The organism is Novosphingobium sp. BF6, from assembly GCF_058273105.1.
Genome location: NZ_CM177775.1, coordinates 1,462,201 through 1,487,935, shown reverse-complemented (window position 1 = coordinate 1,487,935; position 25,735 = coordinate 1,462,201). Strand labels below are relative to the sequence as shown.

Below are 25,735 nucleotides of genomic sequence, written 5' to 3'. Positions count from 1 at the left end.
GGAGCGTCAGCCCCGCTCGCCGAACAGACGGCACGCCACGGCATCAAGCCGCGCCACCACAGCCGGATCGCGCGCATCGGGCGCGGTGATGAGGGCATGGTCCAGCGCCCGGTCGATCGGGCTGGGCGCGCGCTCGGCGGGCAGGCTTGCCGCCAGCGCGCGCAGCGAATCGCGCGCCACGCGGGCATTGCCATGCATGACTTCGAGGACATGGCTGACCTCGACGCCCGCCTCTTCCTCGCGCCAGGAATCGTAGTCCGTAACCATGCCGAGCATCGCGTAAGGCAGTTCCGCCTCGCGGGCGAGTCGGGCCTCGGGCATGCCGGTCATGCCGATCACGTCCGCGCCCCAGCCCCGGTAGATGCGGCTTTCGGCGCGAGTCGAGAACTGCGGACCTTCCATCGCTAGGTAACATCCGGCGGCATGGACTTTGGCTCCGGCCGCTTCCGCCGCTGCACCAGCCAATCCCGAAAGACGCGGACAGACCGGGTCCGCCAGGCTGACATGGGCGACCAGTCCGGTGCCGAAGAAGCTGCCGACCCGGCCCGTGGTCCGGTCGATGAACTGGTCGACCATGACCATGTGGCCCGGCGCCATCTCCTCGCGCAGCGAACCGATCGCGGACAGCGCCAGCACGTCCGTTACCCCGCAGCGCTTGAGCACGTCGATATTGGCGCGGTAGTTCACCGCCGAGGGCGGGATCGCATGGCCCGCGCCGTGGCGGGCGATGAAGGTGAAGCGCACCCCGTCCAGCCATCCGGTCGTGACCGGCCCGGAAGCCGCCCCGAACGGGCTGGAGACGGAAATCTCCTGCGCGTCCTCCAGTTCGATTCCGGCCGCCAGACCCGAACCGCCGATGATGCCCAGATGCCAGAAGCTGCTTTTCTCAGCGCGCAAGGATACCTGCCATGATGATGTCGATCGTGTGTTCGCGGTAGCGGTCGCGCAGCTCCTCGGTCAACGTATCCTGGTCGAAGCAATGCTTGAGCACCAGCCGCGCCGAAAAGAAACGGTCCACCGCTCCGGTCACGGTAAAGTAGAAGAGTTGCGGATCGATTTCACGGAACACCCCCGCCTGCACGCCATCGCCGATCAGCTGCTCGTAGGCGCGGTAGATCGGCGAAAGATAGCAATCGGCAATGCGACGCGCCTCGGCATCGTCGCTCTCGCGCACCATGCGCATGGTCAGGCGGTTGAGATAGGGCACTTCGTAGAAGGTATCGACAACCTTCCAGAGATGGCGCCGCAGCTTGGCCTCCGGCGACCAGCCATCCTTGGCCAGAAGCGCATCGACGCTGGTGACGATCGCCTGCCAGTCCCGGTCGAGCAAAGCCTTGAGCAAACCAGCCTTGTTGCCGAAGTAATACTTCACCAGCGCCGAATTGAGACCCGAGCGCAGCGACAGTTCCGACAGCGAAATGTCGATCACGTCGCCTTCGCGCATGATCGCGCTGGCCGTGTCCAGCAATTGCCCGCGCGCGCCGGGATGCGGCGCGCCGTGCTCGGTCGAGGAAGTGCCCTGCGCCATCTCTCGGTCCCGCAGCCCTTACTTCGGGCCCATGCGGATCGCGCCGTCGAGGCGGACGGACTCGCCGTTCATATAGTCGTGTTCCAGCATGAAGAGCGCCAGCTTCGCATATTCCTCGGGCTTGCCGAGGCGCTTGGGGAACGGCACCATGGCCGCGAGCGCATCCTGCACCGGCTGCGGCATTCCGGCCATCATCGGCGTCTCGAAGATGCCCGGCAGGATCGTGTTGACGCGGATACCCTCGCTCATGAGATCGCGGGCGACCGGCAAGGTCATCGCCAGCACGCCGCCCTTGGACGCCGCATAGGCTGCCTGCCCGATCTGCCCGTCCTGCGCCGCGACCGAGGCGGTATTGACGATGGCGCCCCGAGAGCCTGCATCGTCCAGCGGATCGAGCGTCACCATCCCCGCCGCCGCCTTGCTGATGCAGCGGAACGTACCGACGAGGTTGATGAGAATGGCCTTTTCGAACAGCGCCATGTCATGCGCACGCGGCGCCCCGGTCTCGCGGTTGCGGCCGACGGTCCTGGAAGCAGGCGCGATGCCCGCGCAATTGACCAGAACGCGTTCCTGCCCATGCGCGGCGCGGGCCTTGGCGAAACCGGCATCGACGCTGGCGTCGTCGGTCACGTCGACCTTGCAGAAGACGCCGCCGATCTCGGCCGCGATGGCCTCGCCCGCCTCGGCATTGAGGTCGAACACCGCCACTTTCACGCCCTGCGCCGCCAGCGCCCGCGCGGTGGCCGCGCCGAGACCCGATGCCGCGCCGGTGACGACGGCGGCCAGGCTGCTGTCCAGTTTCATGCTGCTTCCCCTTCCTGCTCGCGCACAAGATCCCGACCCGTGGCGGAACCTCGCAGGCCCGATGATTTAATCAACCGGTTAAGCAGGCGGAACCGGCAGGTCAATCGGGCAGGTCGGTGGAACAGGACAAAACCCGCCCCGGCGTCGTCACCGGGTGCGGGAAGCAGGTCGCCGAAGGCCTGCGATCAGCCGACCGGATCCATTCCGCGCTGGATCTGCGAGCGCTCGATATTGGAGCGATCGCCGCGGCGCTGCTCTTCCCACTGGCTCTTGGTCATGCAGACCTTCTTGGCGCGAAGGCGCGAGCCGATTTCGGTGACGCGCTCGCAGATCATCGGGTCCTTCTTGTCGATGTCGTTCTGCGCCACCGGCGTCCCGGCAACGGCAGGCGCGGTTTGGGGCGCGGGATTCCCGGCCAACACCGGCGCGGCGGCGAAAGCGAGAGAAACGGCAGCAAGTCGTGTGAGCATATGCATGATGCAACTCCGTGGCATCGGCTTCTGGAGCCGCATGCCGAATGACTGGATGAAACGAAGGTAAATCGGGACGTACCGCACATCAAGTGCGGGCGATATCGAAGGCGATGGTCATGCGCTCGCCCGCCGTGAAAGGACGGGTTCCGTGCCACATCCACGAAGGAAACAGCACGAGGCGCGCGGGCTTCGGCTCCACCGAGGCGCGGGGCGTCAGATCCCCCAGCCCTTCCGGCGCGCCGCCCAGATCGAGCCAGCCCTCGCCAGGGCGAAGCCCTTCCGGAACAGAGAGATAGAGCGCCGAACTGATCCACCCTTGCGGATGGTGATGCGGCGCATGAAAACCCGCCCCCGCCAGCCTGACCGACCAGCTCCCGGCAAACCGTGGGCGGGCGGCGCGCTTCTGTCCCAGCATCGGATGAGCCGGATCGGCGGGTGGCAGGTCGGCCTCGAACCTCGCGACCTCACGGCGCAGAACCTCGCGCACGCGCACCAGTTCCGGCTCGCACCGCCCCAGCAAGGCGCCGTCGGTCTGGGTTCCGCCCCGTACCGACTGGTCGAGGAAACGCCCGGAACGGGCATGGAGGCTGCGTAGCATCGGCAAGAGTGCGTCGAGACCGATCTCTCCCGGATCGAGGTCGATCACCCGGAACAGCCCCTCCTGACCATCAAGCCAGTCCGACCGCGCATCGCCGGCAAGGCGCCAGGCGGTCGCCGCGTAAGGCCAGAACGCTTCCGCGCCGCCCCGCGCGAGCCAGGGCTCGATGTCGGCCGCCGCGCGGGCGACGTCTCCCTTGCGCAGCAGATGCCGCAAATGCCAGATCGCATGGCCCGCCTCGGTCACCGGCCCGAGCTGTCCGAAGGCAACCCCCGCTTCTTCGGTCCGCCCCAGTTCGTCGAGTGCAGCGGCGCGGGCCAACAGGAAGGGCGTGGCCGGGCCATGGGTCGCGATCGCCCGGTCGGCCACGGCGAGCGCTTCGCCATGGCGCTCGCCGGAAAGCAGCAGGTCGATGGCGAGATTCCGCAGCGACTCGCTCTGTGGAAAGCGCTGCAAGGCCGTCTCGATGCTCGCCAGCGCTCGGCCTTCCTGCCCCACCATAACCGCAAGCTGGGCGAACTGGCGATGCCCTTCCATCCAGCCCGGATTGGCGCCGAGCATCGCTTCGAGTTCGCCGAGGCCGCGCAGGCCCTCTCCTTCCGCCAGGCGCGCCGAGGCGAGCCCGAGCCGGATTTCGCCTTTGGCAGGCGCAAGCCGGGTGGCATGCTCGAACAATGCCGCCGAAGGCAGCCCGGCTTCCAGCGAGACATGCGCGAGCGCGTGAACCACGCCGGCATTGTCCGGCGCCAGCCGACGCGCCGCCTCCAGCGCCACAACCGCGCCGTCGCGCCGGTCGAGCGCGCGGCGCAGCATCGCCGTCCAATGCAGCAAGGTGACATCCGGCGCATGGCGCGACAACCAGTTGCCCAGACGCGCTTCGGCCTGCTCCTCGTTGCCCTCGGCCAAGGCCTTTTCCGCCAGGTCGGCCAGATGCTGCCGCTCGTCCAACATCGTCGCTCCGCTCAATGACCGCTCCCGCCGAACCCGGCCGCGGCGATCGTCGCGGCCACGGCCGCGCGTTCGGCCTCGGCCAGTCCGGGATGCCAGACGTCGAAGATCAGCACGATCCGCAGCACGTCGGTGGGATTCATCGCTTCATGCTCGATCGTGTCGTCGAAGGCAAAGGCCTCGCCCTCGCGCCACTCGCGCGTCTCGGCACCGACGCGGAACCAGCAGCCCGGCGGCACTACGAGCGGCAGGTGGCAGACCAGCCGGGTATTGTCGACGCCGACATGCGCGGGGATCGCGGTATGCGGCGCCAGCAGCGAGAACATGGCATTCGGCGAGGCGCCGGGAACCTGCGGCTGCGGCAGGCGGGAGAGTATCTCCATCGTGCGCGGCGCCTGGCGCGCATTGTGCGTCACTTCCGCGCCTTGCTTCAGGAGATGGATCGCGCTCCAGTTCCGGTTCCGGTTGAGCGAGCGCCACTGCGCGAGATTTTCGCGCTCCTCGTATTGGATGTACGGCTCCAGTTCGGCCCGGTCGGACTTCAGCAGGGCCAGCATTTCGGCACGGATATCCTCGAAGCCCGCTTCGACTTCGGCCAGCCAGGGCGTCGCATGGCGCGGATGGAACTCGCGCTCGATCAGGCCGGGATAATGGAAGTGGGTCGGCTCGCTGTGATAGACACGCGTCTTGTGCAGGATGTTGTCGCGGAAGCGCGCCAGCCGCCAGGCGAGATCGGCCTCGTTGTCAGTGTGGCTCGGCACTGCCGGGGACGCCGCTGCCAGTTCCCGAGCGCGCGTGTCCAGCCAGGCCTCGTGGAAAGCCCTACCCGCCGTCACGGCCGCTGCGAGCGGCGGCGGCAGCGGACCGTCGGGCACTTGCGCCAGCGCCTCGCCCCAGGCCGCCCCGGCCTGCGGCTCCTCCAACCGCTCCAGCAGTCCCGCCCGCATGACCAGAGCCATGAAATCGAGCGGCGCCAGTTCCAGAGCATGATAAACCGCCTCCAGCGCCTTGCGCGGTTGCCGCAAGGCCCGGCGCAAGCCCGCCAGCTTCAGCCACTGGGCGACCAGAGCGCGCAAGTCGAGGTCGGATCGAGCGGAAGCCAGCCCCGCGACCAGCAGATTTTCCAGCGCCTGCGCAGCGGCAGGCAGATTACCGGCCGCAGTGAGCCGGTCCACTTCGACGAACGACGAAACCCCTGAATTCATTGCCCCCCCGAGCGCGTTCAGACCGGACTCGACATGAAACCGGGCGAGTCGGCTGATAAGAAGGCGGCGGCCTTCCAGGAGAAGACCGCCGCCAGAGACTAAACGTTCGTGAAAACGATTAGAAGTTCATCGTGATGCCGGTGAACACATAACGACCCAGCGGATCGTAGGTGCCCGGATAGATGTTGCCGTTACAGAACGTGGAGGCGCACGCATCCTGCGTGACCAGCGGCGGATTCTTGTCGAACAGGTTGGTCGCACCCAGGCGCCAGGTCAGGTTTTTGCCGAGATCAGCCGTCAGGGTCAGGTCAAAGTAGTCCTGAGCCTTGATCTTGTCATCCAGGCTGTTGGTCGCACCGGCGAGCGAGCTCGACGGGTTGAGAAACTCAACCTTGGCCTGCGAAAGGTGACGCCACTGCATCGAGATGCCTACGCCATTGGTCATGGTATAGGTCACGCGGGCTTTGTGACGCCACTTGGGACGCGGAACGCCGCAAGTCGGACCATAGTAGCCGGTGCAGTCGTATTCTTCGGTCAAACCGTTGTCGACGTTATACTTGTCAAGCAACGTACCCACGAAGTTAAGCGACACGCGTCCAGCATTGCCGACTTCGGTCGAATAGTTGCCGTTGAACTCGAAACCACGCGTCTGAACACCGCCAACGTTCTGGTTGGTGTCGATAACGTAGCCATCGGGGCTCAACCACAGCGAACCGCCCGGATCGCGATTGACGAGATCACAGGCGCTTGCAACGCCGGTACGGCAAGCGGCAAGGATAGCGTCTGCACCGAACTGGCGAATGGCATCCTTAACCTTGATGTCGAACCAATCGACACTGGCAGTCAATCCAGGAATCCAGCGCGGCTGTACGACGACGCCGATGGTCTTGGTGGTCGACTTCTCGGGGTTGAGGTTCGGATTGCCGCCGATCAGGCCGTTGTACTGCCTTGCGGGGTTGAGTGGGGTCTGCGCGACGACGCCTTGCGCGGCGCAAACCGGCGAGATCGTGGTCTGTCCGGCGCAGGGGTCGGTATTGCCGTCAAGCGCGACGATTTGCGGAGCGAACAGTTCCTGAATGTTCGGCACGCGAACCGCGCGGTTGTAACCGGCGCGGATACGGATATCCGAAACCGGGGCAAGGTCGATACCCAGCTTGTAGGTGTTGGTGTTGAAGGTGCGGCCATTCGAGATGCTGTAGTGCGAATAGCGGTAGCCACCATTGAACGACAGGTTCTGGACGAAGCTGTCCTGGATCAGCGGAATGTCGATTTCGCCGAAGAGTTCGGTGACCTTGTAGCTGCCCGAGGTCGAGAGCGTCGGAGCACCCTGGCCGGTAAGGTCGCCGGTGGTGAAGGCGTAGTCAGTTTTCAGCTCCAACGCGTCGCGGCGATATTCGGCGCCGAGAGCAACGTTGATGCCGTCCGAAGCGAGCGGCGACTTGATGCCGTATTCACCGAGCAGGCCGGTGAAGCTGGCGCTGGCGACCTGCTGCGAGGTCTGGCCCTTCATGAAGCCGGTTGCCGAAAGGTAGTCGAGCGCGCCCTGTGAAATCGGTGCCCCACTGAACACGTCATACGGCACGCAGCTCCTGTCCTGCCCGCTCGCCGCGACGCGGCAGGCAGGGCCGTTTGCGGTCTGAACTACATCGAGTGCATTGGCGAGGCGCGAAGCCGAGAACTCGTTGGTGTAGACCTGCGAGTAATTGGTGCGGCCATACTGATAGTAGGCATCGTAGGACCAAGCGTTGCCCAGTTCACCGCGCGAACCGATAATGGTGCGGAACGCAGTATGCTGCAGATCGCTCTGGCGTGCACCACCTTCGACGTTGCGGCGGAGCAACTGGAAATAGGCCTGGTTGTACTTTGCACCGGTGACCGGATCCGTGAATTCGATCGGAGCGGCGCCGGGATTCGGATTGTAAGCCGCGCCCGCAGCAAGCGGGAACGAGCCAAGGAAACCGTTCACTAGATTGGACGGATTACAGATCGCCGCCTGCTGGCTCGCCGAAAGCAGCGGATTGTCGCAGTTGATCGTCCGCGTGTTGCCGAAATCGCCCGAAGGCGCGATCTGCGCGACGGTGCGGTCATCCATGAACATGAATTCCATGTACGGATGGATGGCCTTGTTGATTTCATAGTCGGCGAAGACGCCCGCCGTGTAACGCTCGTCGGGGCGCTGGTAGTAGTTGACCGGTGCGAAGTTGTAGATGTTGGCACCTGGAGCGATCGTGCCCGCGCCCAGCGCGTTCAGGGTCGCACCGGTAGCGCCCGGAAGGAAGTAGTTGGCATTGCCCGGAGCTGCGGTGCCCGAGCCGCCGCAGCTGAAGGTATCGAAATCGTCCGCGCCGATCGCGCAAGACGAGTAGTCACGGCGGCCCTGAAGCAGCGGGTTGGCACGGCGATAGCCCACATAGGCGGTGGCATGGCCGCGACCGTCGTCGAAGCTGGTGCCGAACGACGCGGTGATGTCATATTGACCGCCGCCGACCGTCTGGCCCTTCGGGTAGGCGTAGTCCGGATTACCCGCTTCCTTGTCGAGAATCGAGCGGATGAACTGGTTGTCGTTGTTGTGCATGTAGACGCCGTAGTTGGCGTCGATCTTGAAGCCCTCGAACTCCGTGTCCATCACGAAGTTGACGACGCCCGCAACAGCGTCTGCACCGTACGTGGCCGAAGCGCCGCCGGTCAGCACATCGACGCGCTTCACCAGCGAGGCCGGGATGAAGTTAAGGTCGGCAGCCGAAGTGGTGGTGTTCGGATCGCCGGTCATCAGACGGCGGCCGTTGATCAGCACCAGGGTGCGCGACGGGCCGAGACCGCGAAGGTCGACGTTGGCCGTACCGGTCGCGCCGTTGGCGAGGTTCGAGCTCTGCGAAGCGACGACCTGCGGCAGCGAGTTCAGCAGGTCTTCGGTGCGGGTCGTGCCCTGAAGCTGGATGTCCTGCGAGGAAACGGTGGTGATCGGTGCGATCGACGTCTGGTTCGGGGCGACGATGCGGCTGCCGGTGACGACGATGGCGCCGCCGCTGGAGCTGTCGTCAGCGCCTGCGTCCTGCGCCTGCGCGCCGCTGCTGAGCAAGGCGAAGCCGAGCACCAGAGGTGCTGCGCCGGCCTTCAGCGCGGTAAGAGTTTGCTTGTTCACTGGTGTGTCCCTTTTTTCTAAGGCGAGGGTGTGACTCCCACGCCTTGAATTCCCCGGCACGCGCCATGCCCTTCGAAGGACGTTGCCCCAGTAAGGATATTTCGCGCGACAGAAGATACGCTTTCATTACGCAAAGCCAGATTTGCTCAAAGTGCTTTGATCGTTGCCCCGCAACATTGGTGATGCCTTGTGGCATATCCGCAACAAACCTGCATCAAACCTTCTCGCTCCGCTCTGATTCCAACAGAGGGTTACCGAAATATTTCTCCAGCATGCGTGACATTGTCGCAACATCATTTCAATGCCGGCAAGGCGGAAGATCGCAATGCTGCAAAAGCGCTCTCACTCACGACGTCGTCGCACCTTCTGCAAGCCGGCTTGCCGCGCCCCTGGAGCGCTTGCTACGACAAGCCGCCAACATCGCGATGAATCGCAACAAGGGGAAATGCGTTGAGCAAGGTACACCTGGCAGCGGCGACTTCACTGATGCTCCTTTCCCATGCCGCGTTTGCCGGGGACAAAGGCAAATCCGGGACCGAATCCGGGCAGGATCGCCCCGAGGCTTATCGCGAACTCATAGCCTGCCGCGACATCCAGGACTCGACCGCCCGCTTGACCTGCTTCGATCGTCAGGTCGCGGCACTGGAGCAGGCCGCCAGCAAGCACGAAATCGTGATTGCCGACAAACAGGCCGTCGAGACCGCGAAGCGCGGTCTATTCGGGTTTGCCACCCCGGTCGCAAAACTGATGGGCTTTGGCGGCAACGCCGATTCAGCGGACGAACTGAAGGAAATCGTTACCCAAGTCAGCGGCGCCCGCCGCAATGCGTCGGGCTGGGTGCTCGATTTCGAAGACGGCAGCACCTGGGAACAGAACGACACGCGCGACTTCGTGCTTTCCCCAAAGGTTGGCAACGAAGCTAAAATCACCCGCGGCATACTCGGGACATTCACCATTTCGGTGCGCGGTCAACGCCCGATCAAGATGCGCCGCGTCAAGTAGGCCCAGAGGGTTCAACAGACCCGGCCGAGAGCAAAAACTTTCAAGCAACAAAATAACCGACAACAGCCCACTGCAGACACATCGGAAAACCGATAACGCTTGCAGAAGTCCGTTTGTGGCAAAATGGTTACGATTGACCTTAGCAATCCTAAAAAAACCCGTTAGAAATGCGATGCTTGCCTGTTGCATCTTAGCCACAACCCGCAGAGCAATTCCGTCCCTTGGGGTGTTTACGATTGAAAGCTGACGCCCCCCGCGCGAGAAATCCCTCCATGGTGATCCCGTGCGTCTGCGCACGAAGATTACCGCATCCGGGTGCACGGTAGGTCTGGTCACGCTTCCAGCCGTGCGCACGAAAGCAACAAGGGACACGAAACTTGAAAAACAACCTGATGAAGTCGGCCTTGAAGGGCGCGACGAGCCTGACGGCATTCGCCGCATTGTGCACCACTTCCGCTTATGCACAGCAGGATGCCTCGGCTAACGAAGCGGGCGCAGAAGGTCCCGCCATCGTCGTCACCGGCTCACGCATCGCCAGCCCGATCACCAGCTCGAACGCGCCACTGCAGATCGTCGACAGCGCCCGTATCCAGCAGTCCGGCGTCACGAACGTTCAGGAAGTGCTGCTCAAGAGTCCCATCTTCGGCACCCCTACGCTCAGCCGCACGAATTCGGCCTTCCTGACCTCGGGCACCGGCGTTGCCTCGATCGACCTTCGCGACCTCGGCAGCGCCCGTACGCTGGTGCTGATCAACGGTCGCCGCGTCGTGTCCAGCCTTCCAGGCAGCTCGACGGTCGACCTTAACGTCATCCCCACGCAGTTCCTTGAACGTGTCGACACGCTGACCGGCGGCGCCTCGTCGCTTTACGGTTCGGACGCAGTCGCAGGTGTCGTCAACTTCGTTTACAAGAAGGACTTCCAGGGCCTCGAAGGCAATGCCCAGTACGGCCTGACCGGTCGCGGCGACGACATTCGCTACCAGGCCAACATGACCATGGGCGCGAACTTCGATGACGGTCGCGGCAACATCATGGTTCACCTCGGCTATTCCAACGAGAAGGGCCTACTCTCGCGCCAGCGCAAGAACACCCGGATCGACGATTACGATCTGGCAGCGCTGACCGGCGACATGGCTGACTACGGCACTCCGGTTGAGCCGCAGTATTCCGGCTTCAACGAGCAGGGTCGCTTCACCGTCGGCATCGATCCCGCAACCGGCAACCCCTACCAGTTCACTTACGGCCCCAACGGCGTTCTGCAGCCTTGCGCCACGACCAACGGCACCAGCTGCTCCAGCACCCTCGGCACCGGCACCGGCCCGACCGGGTTCAACCGCCAGTACTACCGCACCCTGGCCGTGCCCGTTCAGCGCTACACCATCGCAGCGGTGGGTCACTACGACCTTACCGACAACATCTCGGCGTTCTTCGAAGGCACCTACAACAAGACGCAGTCCTCGCGCATTATCGAACCGTTTGCGCTTTCCTCGGACGGTTCGACGGGTATCTTCCCGTCTTCGGGCCTGATGCCGATCGAAAACTATGTGATCGGCGCCGACGGCACCACCAGCAAGGTCCTGAACCCGCTGGTCCCGACCGCCATCGTCAACGCTGCAATTGACGGCGACGGCGACGGCCTGCGCGACATCGGCTTCGCTCGCCGCCTGAGCGAATTCGGTAACCGCACCGGCAAGACCACGCGCGATTTCCTCCGCTTCGTGGTTGGCTTCGAGGGCACGCTCGCCGAGAAGTTCAATTGGGACCTGAGCTACAACTATGGTCAGGTTACCGAAAACCAGATCTCGAACGGTCAGGTCAACGTGACCAACTTCCGCAACGCCTTGGCGGCGATGACGGACGTCAACGATCTCAACGGCAATGGCCTGACCACCGACACGGTCTGCATCAACGCCGAAGCGCGGGCGAACGGATGCGTTCCGATCAACATCTTTGGCAAGGGTTCGATCAGCCCCGAAGCGATCGAATACATCGCCGCCCAGCAGTCGCTGCAAACCAACATCAAGCAGCAGGTCGTCCAGGGTAACCTCAGCGGCTCGCTGTTCGAGCTGCCGGCCGGCCCGCTCGGCATCGCCGTTGGTTTTGAATACCGTAAGGAGGAAAGCTCCGAGGACAACGATGCCCTGACCAACCAGGGTCTCAACGGCTCGAACAAGCTGCCCGACACTTACGGCCGCTTCGACGTCATTGAAGGCTATGCGGAAGTCAAGGTTCCGATTCTCCGCGATCAGCCGTTCTTCCGCCTGCTCGAACTGGGCGGTGCCTTCCGCGCAGCCGATTACTCGACGATCGGTTCGATCTACAGCTACAACGTTCAGGGAACGTGGCAGCCGATCGACGATCTCCGCTTCCGCGGCACTTATGCCCGCGCGGTGCGTGCGCCGAACATCGGTGAACTGTACTCCGGTCTGTCGCAGACCTTCCCGTCGGGTCTGCAGGATCCTTGCGAAGGCATCACTGCAACCGGTGGCGGCACCCGTGGCGATATCTGCCGCGCCAATCCCGGCGTGGCTGCGAACATCGCTGCCAATGGCGCATTCACGCTCACCCAGCTTGATCGTCAGGGCGTCAGCGGCTTCGACGGCGGCAATGTCAACCTGAAGGAAGAAAAGTCGAATTCCTGGACGGTCGGTGCGGTCCTGACGCCGCGTTCGCTGGGCGGCCCGCTCAGCAGGCTGACGCTGACGGCTGACTACTACAACATCAAGATCGACAACATCATTGCCACGTACGGTCGCGGCGTCATCCTCGACCAATGCTACAACAACAGCAATGAAACGCTCTGCAACCTGATCACCCGTCGTCCCACGGCAACGGCCACGAACAGCGCAGGCTCGCTGGAGTTCGTCAACGACTTCGCCGTCAATGCCGCGACGCTCAAGACCCAGGGTCTCGACATCACGGCAAGCTGGTACACGCCGGTCAACTTCCTGAACAACGATGCCCGCCTGAACTTCAACATCGCGTATACGCACCTGTTCCAGTACGATTACTACGCCCTCCCCGGCGAACTGGATCGTCAGGACGGTGAAATCGGAACGGCAGCCGATCGCTTCACCGCGACGCTCGGCTACACCAGCGACAAGTTCGACTGGTCGTTCACCGGCACCTTCATCGGCAAGTCCTACGAAGACGACGTCAGCTGGTGCGCCGCATTCGATCTGGCACCGAAGTGCGTTTCGGTTCCGGCCCAGTTCTACCTGGACAGCCAGATGAGCTTCAAGCCGACCGAAAAGTTCGATGTCTACTTCGGCATCGACAACCTGCTCGACAAGAAGGCTCCGAACATCCTCACGGGAACGACCTTCAACGTCACAGGTTCGGATACGGCTGCAGACGTCTACGACATCTTCGGTCGCCGTTTCTATGCCGGTGTCCGTTTCCACTTCTAAGTCGAGCGGAATTGGTTAAAAAGAGAGGGCAGCGAGAAATCGCTGCCCTTTTTTTATAAATTCAGGATGATCGCCAGTGCGTTGCTATCTTTCGCTGTTACTTGCCATCGTCGCAGTTCCCGTCGCGGCCTCGGAACATGCTGTGCCAGTGCCTCCAGACCCCGATGCCGTGCAATGCCGTGCCGTCCGGGAAGTCGGGTCGCGCATCCCTAAACGCGTCTGCAAGACGAATGGCGAATGGGCGAAAGAGGCCGAAATAGCCCGCCAGGCGATGGAAAATCGCAACCGCAACAGTCATTGTGCGGGACAGGCGTGCTGATATGAAAAAGGGGCTGACTGCACGTTCGGCAACCAGTCCCTTTTCAGCGCACCTATCCCCTGTGAAAGCTACTTGATTCGCTTGACGCCAACTTCTGCGGTCTTGCCCTCGAGCTTCAGACGATAGCCGCCCAGCGGCCCGGAACTGACAAGTACCTTCTGACCGATCCTGGGAACCGTCGACAATCTTCCGAAGGAAGTCGTCTGCCATACCTGACCGTTATCCAAGGTGAAAACAGCGCCTAACGGATTCATATCCAGAGCCGTAATAGTACCTTCGACGCGCTCGCTTTCCTGCTTCAGAGCCTGCTTTCGTGCCACTTTTTCAGGGGCATCCCGCGATGCTCTTTCATTACGCTGCACCGGAGTCAGGCCAAACTCCGCCTTAGCTTCGGCAGCAGCCTCCGCATGGCGTTCCGCTTCACTCTTGCGCGCCTGGGGCAAAAGCGCGTCAAAACACCGAAGGCGCGCGCCATCCTCGACCAAATCGCCACAACGGACGAATGCCTCCGAGAATTCCTGTGCAACTGCCAAACTAGGACCCACGCAAACAAACGCCGCAGAAACAAGGCAACGACTGATAAAACCGGACATTTTCATTTGGCACCCCCGACCGAACAGATGACACTCGCCACCAGGTTGTAAAACCACGGTAACCGAGCCCCCCCTGCGGTCAAGCAAGGGAGGCTCGAATCCGTAAGGATCATTCCACCGCGATCGCCAGCGCGCCGTCGCCGTCGTCGATGTGCAGATGCGAGCCATCGGGCACTTCCCCCGCCAGCAGCTTCTCGGCGAGCGGGTCCTGCAGGTATCGCTGGACCGCGCGCTTCAGAGGACGCGCGCCGTAGACCGGGTCGTAGCCCACCCGGCCCAGCCAGCGCTTGGCGGCGTCGGTGAGGTCGAGCACGATCTTGCGGTCCTTCAGCAGCTTCTGCACCCGCGCCACCTGAATATCGACGATCGGACCCATGTGCTCCTGGCCGAGGCGGTGGAACAGCACGATCTCGTCGAGGCGGTTGAGGAATTCGGGCCGGAAATGCCCGCGCACCACTTCCATTACTTGCGGTTCGACCGTGTCCACGTCCTGCCCTTCGTCAAGCTGGGTCAGGTACTGGCTGCCGAGATTGCTGGTCAGAATGATAAGGGTGTTGGTGAAGTCCACCATCCTGCCCTGCCCGTCGGTCAGGCGGCCGTCGTCGAGCACTTGCAGCAGCACGTTGAACACGTCCGGATGGGCCTTCTCGACTTCGTCGAACAGCACGACCTGATAGGGCCGGCGCCGCACGGCCTCGGTCAGCACGCCGCCTTCGTCGTAGCCGACATAGCCCGGAGGCGCGCCGATCAGGCGGGAGACCGCGTGCTTTTCCATGAACTCCGACATGTCGATGCGGACCATCGCGCTGTCGTCGTCAAACAGGAAGCCGGCCAGCGCCTTGGTCAGCTCGGTCTTGCCGACGCCCGTGGGGCCAAGGAACAGGAACGAACCCAGCGGCCGGTTCGGGTCCTGAAGACCCGCGCGGGCACGCCGCACCGCCTTGGACACGGCGGAGACCGCATCCTTCTGGCCAATCACGCGCGCGCCGATCACTTCCTCCATCTTGAGAAGCTTCTCGCGCTCGCCTTCCAGCATCTTGTCGACCGGCACGCCGGTCCAGCGGCTGACGACACCGGCGATGTCGTCCTCGGTCACTTCCTCACGCAAGAGCGCGTTATCGGCCTGGGCCTGGGCTTCGGAAAGCTTGCGCTCCAGCGAGGGGATCGTGCCGTAGGACAACTCGCCTGCCTTGGCGAGATCGCCGAGGCGCTGGGCCTGGTCGAGTTCGACGCGCGCGGCGTCGAGCTGCTCCTTGAGCTTGCCCTCGGCGGCGATCTTGTCGCGCTCGTTCTGCCAGCGGGTGGTCAGTTCGCTCGACTGCTGTTCAAGATTGGCCAGTTCCTCGCGAAGAGCGACCAGACGATCCCTGGAGGCCTCGTCGGTTTCCTTCGCGAGCGCCATTTCCTCGATCTTGAGCTGGATGATCCGGCGGTCGAGCTTCTCGATCTCCTCGGGCTTGCTTTCCACTTCCATGCGAATGCGGCTGGCGGCCTCGTCCATGAGGTCGATCGCCTTGTCGGGCAGGAAGCGGTTGGTGATGTAGCGGTTGGAGAGCGTAGCCGCCGCCACGATGGCGCCGTCGGTGATGCGCACGCCGTGGTGCAGCTCGTACTTCTCCTTGAGGCCGCGCAGGATCGAGATCGTGTCCTCGACCGTAGGCTCGCCCACGAAGACCGGCTGGAAGCGGCGCTGCAAGGCGGCGTCCTTCTCGACGTACTTCTGGTACTCATCGAGCGTGGTCGCGCCGATGCAGTGCAGTTCGCCGCGCGCCAGCGCAGGCTTGAGCAGGTTACCCGCGTCCATCGAGCCTTCGGAAGCGCCCGCGCCGATCAGGGTGTGCATCTCGTCGATGAACAGGATGATCTGCCCGTCCGCCCCCTTCACTTCGTCGAGCACGGCCTTCAGGCGTTCCTCGAACTCGCCGCGATACTTGGCGCCTGCGATCAGCGAACCCATGTCGAGCGCCATGAGCTGGCGGTCCTTGAGGCTGTCCGGCACGTCGCCGTTGGCGATGCGCAGCGCGAGGCCTTCGGCTATGGCAGTCTTGCCGACGCCGGGATCGCCGATCAGCACCGGGTTGTTCTTGGTGCGGCGGGCGAGGATCTGCACGGTGCGGCGGATTTCCTCGTCGCGGCCGATGACCGGATCGAGCTTGCCGTCGCGCGCGGCCTGGGTAAGGTCGCGGGCATACTTCTTCATCGCGTCATAGGCGTTTTCCGCACCTGCACTGTCGGCGCTGCGACCGCCGCGCAGCTGCGTGATCGCGGCTTCCAGCGCTTGCGGCGTGAGGTTGGCGGCCTTGAGTGCCTGCCCGGCCGAGGTCATGGTGGCGAAGGCCAGCGCCAGCAGCATTCGCTCCACCGTGACGAAGCTGTCGCCCGACTTGGTGGCGAGCTGCTCGGCCTGATCGAGCACGCGCACGGCGTCGTTGTCCAGACCGGGCGTGCCCTGCGCGCCGCTGCCCGAGACGGTCGGGACCTTGGCCAGCGCCTTGTCGACTTCCTGCTGCGCGAAGGCCGGATTGCCGCCCGCGCGCTGGATCAGACCGGACGCCATGCCCTCGCTATCCTCAAGCAGAGCCTTGAGGATATGGTCGGGGCTGATGCGCTGGTGGTTCATGCGGATCGCCACGGTCTGCGCCGCCTGAAGGAACCCTTTGGCCCGGTCGGTGAATTTTTCGAGATTCATGGTCTGAATTGCCTCCTGATCTCGACCATATGGTGTTGCATATTTACAACACAAGGCGCGCCGTTATATTTTTCGGGCGCCGCGGGTTACTGGCGTGCAAATGGGAAGAAAGCGTGGATTCTCAAGAGCCGGAATCGGCTTGCCCTTAGATGGGATGCGCCGCGCCGAATGCTAGGGCCGTGAAAACGTCGCCGGGGCGTTGAACAGGTGGCGGGACACGCATTCGCTTGGCGCAACGGACACCCTTGCCTAGCCTTTCACGAACAAGGCCGAGAAGAAATGGAAAAGGGGCATCCGACGTGGCGAAATTCACTCCTCAGCAGGCGGCGGACGTGCTCGCGATCAAGCAGGTCGTCTACGAATGGGGCGACGAACTGGACATCCACAACGGCCTCCGGATGCGGCAGGCGGACGTTCTGGCCGAGGACGTGGCCTACAATGTCGGCGGGGCCTGGCGCCGGGGACTGGCGGAAGTGGACGCCTTCTACAAGGGCCGCGCCGATGCCATGCGCGCGGGCGCCGGTCTCATGACCATGCGCCACATCATCACTTCGCTTCGCGTCTCCTTCGATGACGCCGATCATGCGAAAGTCGGGTACCTGCTGGTGTTCTTCGCCGCACTGGGCGACGGTCCTTTCGACAAGTATTGCGATCCGCTGGCGGTGGCCGACGTGACGATGGAATGCCGCCGCGACGGGGACGGTGAATGGCGGATCACGCGGTTCGATTCCGGGCAGATCTTCAAGCGGGGATAGTCCGGCAGGCATTCGCCATTGCGAAAAGGTTTCGGTTTTCGAAGTCCCTACCAGCCATCGAAGCTCTGGCCCTTGCCGAACAACGTGCTAGACCTTCAGCCATGCGACTTGCTCCTCGTTCCAGCGCCATCGCGCTCGCCGCCGCTCTTCTCCTCTCCGCCTGCGCCAGTGCGCCGACCGCGACCGTGGCCTCGGCGCCAGCGGCGCCTGCCGGAAAGGACGCCCCGGCCCCCGCCTCCCCCGCCGACCTCGTCGCCAAGGTGGACATCCCCTACGAGAAGTTCGTGCTGGCCAACGGCCTCACCACGATCGTCCACACCGACCGCAAGGCCCCGATCGTCGGCGTCACCGCCTACTACAAAGTCGGCTCCAAGAACGAGCCGCGCGGCAAGACCGGCTTCGCGCATCTCTACGAGCACCTGTTCTTCGGCGGCTCGGCCAATGTGCCGGACTTCGACATTCCGCTGGAAGCCGCAGGCTCCACTCCCACCAACGGCTCCACCTGGTACGACCGCACCAACTATGTCGAGACCGTGCCCACCGGCGCGCTCGACGTGGCGCTGTTCATGGAAAGTGACCGCATGGGCCACCTGCTGCCCGCGGTGACCCAGGACAAGCTCGACAAGCAGCGGGGGGTCGTCCAGAACGAGAAGCGCCAGGGCGACAACCAGCCGTACGGCCTCTTCGAATATGCCCAGAGCGAAGGCCTGCTGCCGGTGGGCCATCCCTATCGCCACTCGACGATCGGCTCGATGGCCGACCTCGACGCTGCCACCCTCACCGACGTGCGCAAGTGGTTCACCGACCATTACGGCCCCAACAACGTGGTGCTGGTGCTCTCGGGCGACATCGACGCCGCCACGGCCCGCCCCAAAGTGGAAAAGTGGTTCGGCGATATCCCGCGCGGACCGGATATCAAGCCGGTGGCCGCCGATCCGGTCACGCTGGCCGCGCCGGTCAAGCGCGAGATCGCCGATCAGGTGCCGGTGCTGCGCCTCACCCGCAACTGGACCGCGCCGGGCCTCAACGATGCCGATACGCCCGCACTCCAGATCGGCATGCACATCCTCGGCGGCCTCGCCAGTTCGCGGCTCGACAACGAACTGGTTCGCGGCCAGCAGCTTGCCGTCGCGGTGACGGCTTCGGCGCAGGTCTTCCAGCAGCTCAGCCTGCTGACCATGGCGATGGACGTGAAGCCCGGCGTGGACCGCGCCAAGGCTGACGCCGCCTTCGACAAGGTTCTGGCGGATTACCTCCGCGACGGCCCGACCGAAGACGAAGTACGCCGCGCCGTCGTCAGCACCCTGTCCGGCGAGATCGGCGGGCTTGAACGCGTCGGCGGCTTCAGCGGCAAGGGCGCGACGCTGGCCGAAGGTCAGGTCTATTCGGACGATCCGGCCAAGTACAAGCAGGACCTCGCCCGCATGGCGGCGCTGACGCCTGCCGAGATCAAGGCGGCACTGAACAAGTGGCTCTCGCGCCCGGTCTATGCGCTCGACGTCGTACCCGGCGCGCGCAAGGAAAGCGGCGATGCCCTCGGTGGCTGGGGCGACGAGGCCCAGAAACCGGCACCGGGTACCAAACAGAACAGGGCCGACCCGAAGACCAAAGTCGCCGCCGTCGCCGCCGGAGCCAAGCGCGACATGCCGCCGCTCGGCCAGATCGGCGCGCTGACCTTCCCGGCCATCGAACACGCGACACTCTCGAACGGCATCGAGGTCGCCCTCGCCCGCCGCAGCGCAGTGCCGAAGCTGGTGCTCTCGCTCGACTTCGACGCCGGTTACGCTGCCGACGCGCTGGATACCCCCGGCACCCAGGGCCTGATGCTGGCCATGCTCGACCAGGGCACCTCGAAGCTCAACGCCACGCAGATCGCCGAGGCGCAGGAACGCCTGGGCGCCAGCATTTCGGTGGACGGTTCGCTCGACACCAGCAGCGTGACGCTGTCGGCGCTCTCGGCCAACCTCGCGCCTTCGCTCGACCTCATGACGCAGATCGTCCGCGATCCCGCCTTCGCGCCTTCGGAAGTGGCCCGCGTCAAGGCACAGGCCGAAGCCGAACTGGCGCAGACGCTCTCAACCCCCAGTGCACTGGCCGCCCGTTCGCTGGGCGCGGAACTCTTCGGCACGCATCCTTACGCGCAGCCGGGCGACGGCCTCGGCAATGCCGCCTCGCTCGCCGCGCTGACGCCGGACCAGCTTAAGGCGGCACACGACAAGTGGCTGCGCCCCGACCTCGCGCGGATCACCGTCGTCGGCGACGTAACGATGGACGAGCTGAAGCCCATGCTGGAGCGTGCCTTCAGCCAGTGGCGGGCCCCCGCCGCGCCCAGGCCCGTCAAGCGACTCGACGCCGCCGTGCCCAGCGTCGGCGCCAACCGCATCGTCCTGATCGACCGCCCGAACTCGCCGCAATCGGTCATCATGGCCGGGCGCGTCCTGCCGATGACCGGCAAGACCCCCGACACCGAAGCGCTGCAACTCGCCAGCGACATCGTCGGCGGCGGCTTCCTCTCGCGCCTCAACAAGGACCTGCGTGAGGAAAAGGGCTGGAGCTACGGCGTGCGCAGCGGCGTCGCGCAGCCGGTCGGCCCGCGCTCGGTGCAGGTCGCGGCGCCGGTCCAGTCGGACAAGACCGGCGCGGCAATCCAGGCGATCATCGCCGACATGGGCGCCTTCCCGGCGACGAAGCCGGTGACGGCTGAGGAACTCCAGCGCGTGACCGAAGGCGCGATCCGCCAGCTGCCCAATCAGTTCGAGACAGGCGCCGCCGTGCAGGCCGCGATCCGCAAGAACGAACGTCTCGGCCGCCCGGAAGACTACTATGTCACCCTCGCCGCCAAGTACCGCACGATCGACGCCAAAGCGATCGGCAGCGCCGCCGCGCAGTACCTTCAGCCCAAGGGCCTGACTTTCGTGGTGGTGGGCGACCGCAAGGTGGTGGAACCGCAGCTCAAGAGCCTCGGCATCCCGGTCGAGGTCCGCGCGGCTCCGGCGGCGCCGGAAGGCCAGGAATAACACGTCCGAGAATAAGGAGAGAACGATGTCGCTGCTCGGCGGAACCTACGAATGTTCGACCAAGACCCCGATGGGGCACCAGAAGGGCACGCTGACCATCGTGCCCGAAGGTGACACCTTCACCGGCCAGATCACCGGCGACCTCGGCACCATGGAACTGCGCGAGGGCCGGATCGACGGCAACCGGCTCAGCTGGAAGATGAAGATGACCTCGCCGATGGCCATCGACCTCGACTGCAAGGCCGAGGTGGAGGGCACCGACCTCACCGGCACGATCAAGGCCGGGTTCTTCGGCTCGATGACGCTGACGGGTACCAAGACTTCGTGACCTGAGCATTCGGCGCAAAGAAAAGCCCCGGAAAGCGTGCTGCTTTCCGGGGCTTTTCTGTTCAGTCGTGCGGCGGGATCAGCCCAGCTTGGCCTTGAGTATCTCGTTCACCACTTGCGGATTGCCCTTGCCCGCCATCGCCTTCATCGTCTGGCCGACGAAGAAGCCGAACAGCGCGACCTTGCCGTCCTTGTACTGGGCGACCTTGTCGGCATTGGCGGCGAGGATCTCGTCCACCTTGGCCTCGATGGCGCCGGTGTCCGATTCCTGCTTCAGGCCTTCGCGCTCGACGATGACACCGGCATTGTCACCGGTCTCGAACATCGTTTCGAGAACCTGCTTGGCGATCGAGCCGGAGATCGTGCCCTTGCCCACCAGCGCCAGCAGTTCCGCCGCCTGCTCATGGCTGATCGGCGAATCTTCCAGCGACTTGCCCAGCTTGTTGAGCGCGCCGAAGAATTCGGAAATCAGCCAGTTGGCCGCCTGCTTGGCCACCTCGGCGGGCTGCTTGCCCTGCGCCGCAGCGGTTTCGGCCAGCAGCGCCTCGAACCAGGCAAACGTATCGACATCGGCGGTCAGCACGGCGGCGTTGTAGGCCGAGAGGCCCAGCTCGCCTTCGTAGCGGGCGCGCTTGGCGTCCGGCAGTTCGGGCAGGCTCGCGCGGCATGCCTCAAGGAAGGCATCGTCGAGTTCGAGCGGCAGCAGGTCCGGATCGGGGAAGTAGCGATAGTCGTGCGCGTCTTCCTTCGACCGCATCGAGCGCGTGGAGCCGCTGGTGGGATCGAACAGGCGGGTTTCCTGCACGATCTTGCCGCCCGCTTCCAGCACGTCGACCTGACGGCTCGCCTCGTGCTCGATCGCCTGCATGACGAAGCGCACGGAGTTGACGTTCTTGGTCTCGGTACGGGTGCCGAGTTCCTCGCCGGGGCGACGCACCGAGACATTGACGTCGGCGCGCATCGAGCCCTGGTCCATGTTGCCGTCGCACGAGCCGACATAGCGCAGGATCGTGCGCAGCTTCGACAGGTAGGCACCGGCCTCGGCGGGCGAGGTCATGTCCGGGCGGCTGACGATTTCCATCAGCGCCACGCCGGAGCGGTTGAGATCGACATAGGACATCGTCGGATGCTGGTCGTGCATCAGCTTGCCCGCGTCCTGCTCGACGTGGATGCGCTCGATGCCGATCACCTTGTCGGCCGGGATGCCTGCCTTCTCGTCCGCCTCGATGGTCAGCGAGCCTTCGCCCACGATCGGGTGATAGAGCTGGCTGATCTGGTAGCCCTGCGGAAGGTCGGCGTAGAAGTAGTTCTTGCGGTCGAAGCGCGACCACTTGTTGATCTGCGCCTCGATGGCCATGCCGGTCCGCACGGCCTGACGGATGCATTCGCGGTTCGGAACCGGCAGCATGCCCGGCATCGCCGCGTCGATCAGCGAGACCTGGCTGTTCGGCTCCGCGCCGAATGCCGTCGCCGATCCGGAGAACAGCTTGGAGTTCGAGGTGACCTGCGCGTGGACTTCGAGGCCGATCACGACCTCCCAGTCACCGGTAGCGCCCTGGATGCGATAAGTGCTCATCGGTTTTTTCGCCTGTTTGCGCGGCTCTGAGCGCGCTTTGCCAGTACTTTAGCTCTTTCGCGATCGACTGCGGGAGTTGACGCTCGCCGCTCGCGGGCAGCATCGACGAAGAAACCAGCGGCGCATTCAATTGCCGTTCTGATCACTTCGCCGAGCCAGCTCATGTTACCACCACTTCTCCGGCTTGGCCGAGAACTGCGCACGCTGTTCGAGCGCGAGACCGGCGTTCAGTACGCCCTGTTCGTCGAAAGCCTTGCCGATGACCTGAAGACCCAGCGGCAGACCCTCGCGGTTCAGCCCCGCCGGGACCGACATCGCTGGGAGACCCGCAAGCGAGGCGGGCACCGCGAAGACGTCGTTCAGGTACATCTTCAGCGGATCGTCGACGTTCTCGCCAAGGCCGAAAGCGGCAGACGGCGCGGTCGGCGCGAGGATCACGTCGCACTGCTCGAAAGCCTTCGCGAAGTCCTGCGCGATCAGCGCGCGAACCTTCTGGGCCTGCGTGTAGTAGGCGTCGTAGAAACCGGCCGAGAGCACGTAAGTGCCGATCAGGATGCGGCGCTTCACCTCGGGGCCGAAACCGGCGGCGCGGGTCGCGGCGTACATGTCCTGAAGGTTCGCACCGTCCGGCAGATCGCGCAGGCCGTAACGCACGCCGTCATAGCGGGCGAGGTTCGACGAGGCTTCGGCAGGGGCGATGATGTAGTAGGTCGGCAGCGCGTACTTGGTGTGCGGCAGCGATATCTCGACGATCTCCGCGCCCGCATCCTTCAGCCAGGCAATACCGTCATCCCACGACTTGGCGACATCGTCGTCCAGGCCATCGACGCGGTATTCCTTGGGAATGCCGACCTTCTTGCCCTTCATGTCGCCCGAGAGAGCGGCTTCCCAGGTCGGCACGGGGAGGTCGAGGCTGGTCGAATCCTTGGCGTCGAAACCGGCCATGGCTTCGAGCATGATCGCGCAGTCCTGCACCGAGCGGGCCATCGGGCCTGCCTGGTCGAGCGAGCTGGCAAAGGCCACCACGCCCCAGCGTGAGCAGCGGCCATAGGTCGGCTTGATGCCGGTGGTGCCGGTGAAAGCGGCGGGCTGGCGGATCGAACCGCCGGTATCGGTGCCCGTAGCCGCCGGGCAGAGACGCGCGGCGAGCGCCGACGACGAACCGCCCGAGGAACCGCCGGGCGCGAGCGCGGCATTGCCGCCGTCGTTCCGCTTCCACGGCGAGATCACGTTGCCGAAGTAGCTGGTCTCGTTCGACGAGCCCATGGCGAACTGGTCGAGGTTCAGCTTGCCCAGCATGCCCGCACCGGCATCCCACAGCTTCTGCGAGACGGTCGATTCGTACTGCGGCTTGAAGCCTTCCAGCATGTGGCTGGCGGCGGTGGTCTGCACGTCGAAGGTGGCGAACAGGTCCTTCATGCCGATCGGCACGCCGCCCATCTTGCCGAGAGCCTCGCCGCGCGCACGCTTGGCATCGGTGGCCTGCGCGGCCTCGATCGCCTTTTCGGGCGTGGCGATGATGAAAGCGTTCAGCGCTTCCTGCGCGGCGGCGACGTTCGCGTTGAACGCCTGCGCCACTTCGACGGCGGTGAATTCGCCGCCCGCAACACCGTCGCGGATCTGCGCGACGCCGAGTTCGGTAAGATCAGTCATTATTCGATCACCTTGGGCACGCCGAAGAAGCCGTGTTCGGCGGCGGGAGCATTGGCCAGAACGGCATCGCGCTTGTCGCCGCCGGTCAGCGGATCGGCATCGATCACGTCATCGCGCAGGCGCAGCGTATTGGGGATGACGGCGGTCATCGGCTCGACTTGCGAGGTATCGACCTCGCCAAGCTGCTCTACCCAGGCGAGAATGCCGTTGAGTTCGGGGACCATCGCCTCGATTTCAGCCTCGCTCACCTTGATGCGGGCGAGGCTGGCGATCTTCGCAACGGTTGCGGTATCGACCGACATGGCTTTCCTTCAGATTTGCCCGGCAGGGCGCGCACCGCGCCGGAATGTCAGGACCGGGCAGCTAGCACCCGTCCGAAAATGCTTCAAGCAGGGACGCCGCCACGGGAGGAGCGTCCGGCAGGCGCCTTACTGGCCCGATCGGGCCGGTTGCGCCTGTTGCCCAGCGTCTTGCTGCACCTGTTGCTCGGCGACCATCGCATCGATTTCGGCCTGGGTCTTGAAGTCCAGCAGGGTCACTTCGAAGACGAGGTCCGAATTCGGCGGGATCGGCCCGCCGCCCTCGGCGCCGTAGGCCAGCTCCGAGGGGATTTCGAGACGATAGGAACCGCCGCGCTGCATCTGCACGAGGCCATCGGCAAAGCCGGGGACCACACTGCCCACGGCCATCGGCATCTGCTCGTTCTGGTCGAACACGGTGCCGTCCTTGAGTATGCCCTTGTAGCTCACCAGCACGTAGTCCTCGCGGGTGGGCTTGGCGCCCTGTCCCGCGGTGAGCGTGGTGACGGCCACCTTGCGGGCAGGCGCCGGAGCGATACCGCCGGGTGCGGGAGCGGCGACCTTGTCCTGCGCCGCCAGCGGAGCGGCGACGGGCAGGACGAAGGCAAGCGCCAGAAGCGAGGAGCGAAGCGTGACGATCATCCGAAGCGCCGCGATCAGTTCGTCGCGCCGCCCGGAGCGCCAGCACCGGGGGCAACCCCGCCCGGAATGCCGCCCGGAACACCACCGGGCGCGCCGCCCTGCATCTGCTGAAGCTGCTGCATCAGGCGCTGCTGCTGCTCGATCTCGGCGCGGCTCTTGAAGTCGAGCAGTTCGATCTGGAAGTTCAGGTCGGTGTTGGCGGGGATCTGGCCGACGGCCTTGTCGCCGTAAGCGAGCTTGGCCGGAATCTCGACTTCGTACTTGCCCCCGCGCTGCATCTTCACGAGCGCCTTGGTGAAGCCGGGGATCACCTCGTTCAGGGCCATCGGCACCTGCTGCGCCTGGTCGAAGACCTTACCGTCGGGCAGGGTGCCCTTGTAGTTGATCAGCACCACGTCCGCGATCGTCGGCGATTCGCCGGTTCCGGCGGTCAGCGTCTTGACGTGAACCTGCGGGGGCAGCGCGGCATAGGCGACACCGCCCGCGGCCAGCGCGACGGCGGCAACGCCGAGCCAGATCTTGCCCAGCGAGCCCTTGGCAATCGGCTGCAACGGAACGCGAGTGATCTCAGTCATGGTCTAGGGCCTCGTTCGGGTTCGCCCGGCGTCGGCAACTGCACGGCAGATGCACAAAGGGCGCGGATGGAATTTCCGCGCCCTCATGGCTCAAGCCGGTGCGGCATTCAAGCCGCAAGCCGAGCAATTTAAGATGTGCCAATCGCAATCGCGGGAAAGCGATCCGATTGAATGCGGCGC

Annotated in this window: 19 protein-coding genes; 5 read left to right on the top strand and 14 right to left on the bottom strand. The window is 64.4% G+C overall.

Going from position 1 to position 25,735, the window contains the following annotated elements; translation table 11 throughout:
* Positions 1-6: 6 nt before the first annotated feature.
* The 7 genes from AC4D6D_RS07435 to AC4D6D_RS07405 form a co-directional block, all read right to left on the bottom strand.
* Positions 7-897 (bottom strand): phosphorylase family protein, encoded by an 891-nt coding sequence (locus AC4D6D_RS07435; RefSeq protein ID WP_491327109.1) that lies wholly within the window; start codon positions 895-897, stop codon positions 7-9.
* Complete coding sequence (locus tag AC4D6D_RS07430; RefSeq protein WP_491327108.1) at positions 887-1,528, bottom strand: TetR family transcriptional regulator; 642 nt, start codon at positions 1,526-1,528, stop codon at positions 887-889. The genes AC4D6D_RS07435 and AC4D6D_RS07430 overlap by 11 nt, the downstream gene beginning before the upstream one ends.
* 18 nt (positions 1,529-1,546) lie before the next feature.
* A complete protein-coding gene (locus tag AC4D6D_RS07425) occupies positions 1,547-2,332 on the bottom strand; it encodes an SDR family oxidoreductase (protein WP_491327107.1) in 786 nt (261 codons plus the stop codon).
* 185 nt (positions 2,333-2,517) lie between these two features.
* Positions 2,518-2,808, bottom strand: a complete 291-nt coding sequence (locus AC4D6D_RS07420) for a hypothetical protein (RefSeq protein ID WP_491327106.1) — start codon at positions 2,806-2,808, stop codon at positions 2,518-2,520.
* Between the two features lie 82 nt (positions 2,809-2,890).
* Complete coding sequence (locus AC4D6D_RS07415) at positions 2,891-4,369, bottom strand: 2OG-Fe(II) oxygenase family protein (protein WP_491327105.1); 1,479 nt, start codon at positions 4,367-4,369, stop codon at positions 2,891-2,893.
* On the bottom strand, positions 4,366-5,556 hold the full coding sequence (locus tag AC4D6D_RS07410; protein WP_491327104.1) for an aspartyl/asparaginyl beta-hydroxylase domain-containing protein: 1,191 nt from the start codon (positions 5,554-5,556) through the stop codon (positions 4,366-4,368). The genes AC4D6D_RS07415 and AC4D6D_RS07410 overlap by 4 nt, the downstream gene beginning before the upstream one ends.
* A gap of 118 nt (positions 5,557-5,674) precedes the next feature.
* Entirely contained in the window at positions 5,675-8,698 is a 3,024-nt protein-coding gene (locus AC4D6D_RS07405; protein ID WP_491327103.1) for a TonB-dependent receptor domain-containing protein, read from the bottom strand.
* Between the two features lie 450 nt (positions 8,699-9,148).
* Here AC4D6D_RS07405 and AC4D6D_RS07400 point away from each other — a divergent pair, with 450 nt between their 5' ends.
* Positions 9,149-9,700 carry a hypothetical protein gene (locus AC4D6D_RS07400; RefSeq protein WP_491327102.1) on the top strand — a complete coding sequence of 184 codons (552 nt, stop codon included), beginning with the start codon at positions 9,149-9,151 and terminating at the stop codon, positions 9,698-9,700.
* A gap of 392 nt (positions 9,701-10,092) precedes the next feature.
* Positions 10,093-13,110, top strand: coding sequence for a TonB-dependent receptor domain-containing protein (locus tag AC4D6D_RS07395; protein ID WP_491327101.1), 3,018 nt, complete (start codon positions 10,093-10,095; stop codon positions 13,108-13,110).
* Positions 13,111-13,497: 387 nt separating this feature from the next.
* On the opposite strand, the gene AC4D6D_RS07390 is transcribed toward AC4D6D_RS07395, so the two are convergent.
* Together AC4D6D_RS07390 and clpB are read right to left on the bottom strand one after the other, a co-directional pair.
* Entirely contained in the window at positions 13,498-14,028 is a 531-nt protein-coding gene (locus AC4D6D_RS07390) for a hypothetical protein (RefSeq protein ID WP_491327100.1), read from the bottom strand.
* Positions 14,029-14,131: 103 nt separating this feature from the next.
* The gene (gene clpB, locus AC4D6D_RS07385; RefSeq protein ID WP_491327099.1) at positions 14,132-16,711 is read right to left on the bottom strand and encodes an ATP-dependent chaperone ClpB; all 2,580 of its coding nucleotides are present in this window, start codon (positions 16,709-16,711) and stop codon (positions 14,132-14,134) included.
* Positions 16,712-17,010: 299 nt separating this feature from the next.
* Between clpB and AC4D6D_RS07380 the strand changes: the two genes are divergently transcribed.
* From AC4D6D_RS07380 to AC4D6D_RS07370, 3 genes are all read left to right on the top strand, one after another.
* Positions 17,011-17,466: a nuclear transport factor 2 family protein gene (locus tag AC4D6D_RS07380; RefSeq protein WP_491327098.1), complete on the top strand. Its 456-nt coding sequence runs from the start codon at positions 17,011-17,013 to the stop codon at positions 17,464-17,466.
* A 101-nt stretch (positions 17,467-17,567) separates the two neighbouring features.
* Positions 17,568-20,483 carry a M16 family metallopeptidase gene (locus AC4D6D_RS07375; RefSeq protein ID WP_491327097.1) on the top strand — a complete coding sequence of 972 codons (2,916 nt, stop codon included), beginning with the start codon at positions 17,568-17,570 and terminating at the stop codon, positions 20,481-20,483.
* Between the two features lie 25 nt (positions 20,484-20,508).
* Complete coding sequence (locus tag AC4D6D_RS07370; protein WP_147220046.1) at positions 20,509-20,811, top strand: hypothetical protein; 303 nt, start codon at positions 20,509-20,511, stop codon at positions 20,809-20,811.
* 78 nt (positions 20,812-20,889) lie between these two features.
* On the opposite strand, the gene gatB is transcribed toward AC4D6D_RS07370, so the two are convergent.
* The 5 genes from gatB to AC4D6D_RS07345 all read right to left on the bottom strand — a co-directional run bounded on the left by gatB (position 20,890) and on the right by AC4D6D_RS07345 (position 25,555).
* Entirely contained in the window at positions 20,890-22,386 is a 1,497-nt protein-coding gene (gene gatB, locus AC4D6D_RS07365; protein WP_491327096.1) for an Asp-tRNA(Asn)/Glu-tRNA(Gln) amidotransferase subunit GatB, read from the bottom strand.
* A 165-nt stretch (positions 22,387-22,551) separates the two neighbouring features.
* Complete coding sequence (gene gatA / locus AC4D6D_RS07360; protein WP_491327095.1) at positions 22,552-24,039, bottom strand: Asp-tRNA(Asn)/Glu-tRNA(Gln) amidotransferase subunit GatA; 1,488 nt, start codon at positions 24,037-24,039, stop codon at positions 22,552-22,554.
* Positions 24,039-24,341 (bottom strand): Asp-tRNA(Asn)/Glu-tRNA(Gln) amidotransferase subunit GatC, encoded by a 303-nt coding sequence (gatC, locus tag AC4D6D_RS07355; RefSeq protein WP_021234714.1) that lies wholly within the window; start codon positions 24,339-24,341, stop codon positions 24,039-24,041. The genes gatA and gatC overlap by 1 nt, the downstream gene beginning before the upstream one ends.
* A gap of 126 nt (positions 24,342-24,467) precedes the next feature.
* On the bottom strand, positions 24,468-24,980 hold the full coding sequence (locus AC4D6D_RS07350) for an FKBP-type peptidyl-prolyl cis-trans isomerase (protein WP_491327094.1): 513 nt from the start codon (positions 24,978-24,980) through the stop codon (positions 24,468-24,470).
* Positions 24,981-24,994: 14 nt separating this feature from the next.
* Positions 24,995-25,555 carry an FKBP-type peptidyl-prolyl cis-trans isomerase gene (locus AC4D6D_RS07345; protein ID WP_491327093.1) on the bottom strand — a complete coding sequence of 187 codons (561 nt, stop codon included), beginning with the start codon at positions 25,553-25,555 and terminating at the stop codon, positions 24,995-24,997.
* Between the last annotated feature and the right edge of the window lie 180 nt (positions 25,556-25,735).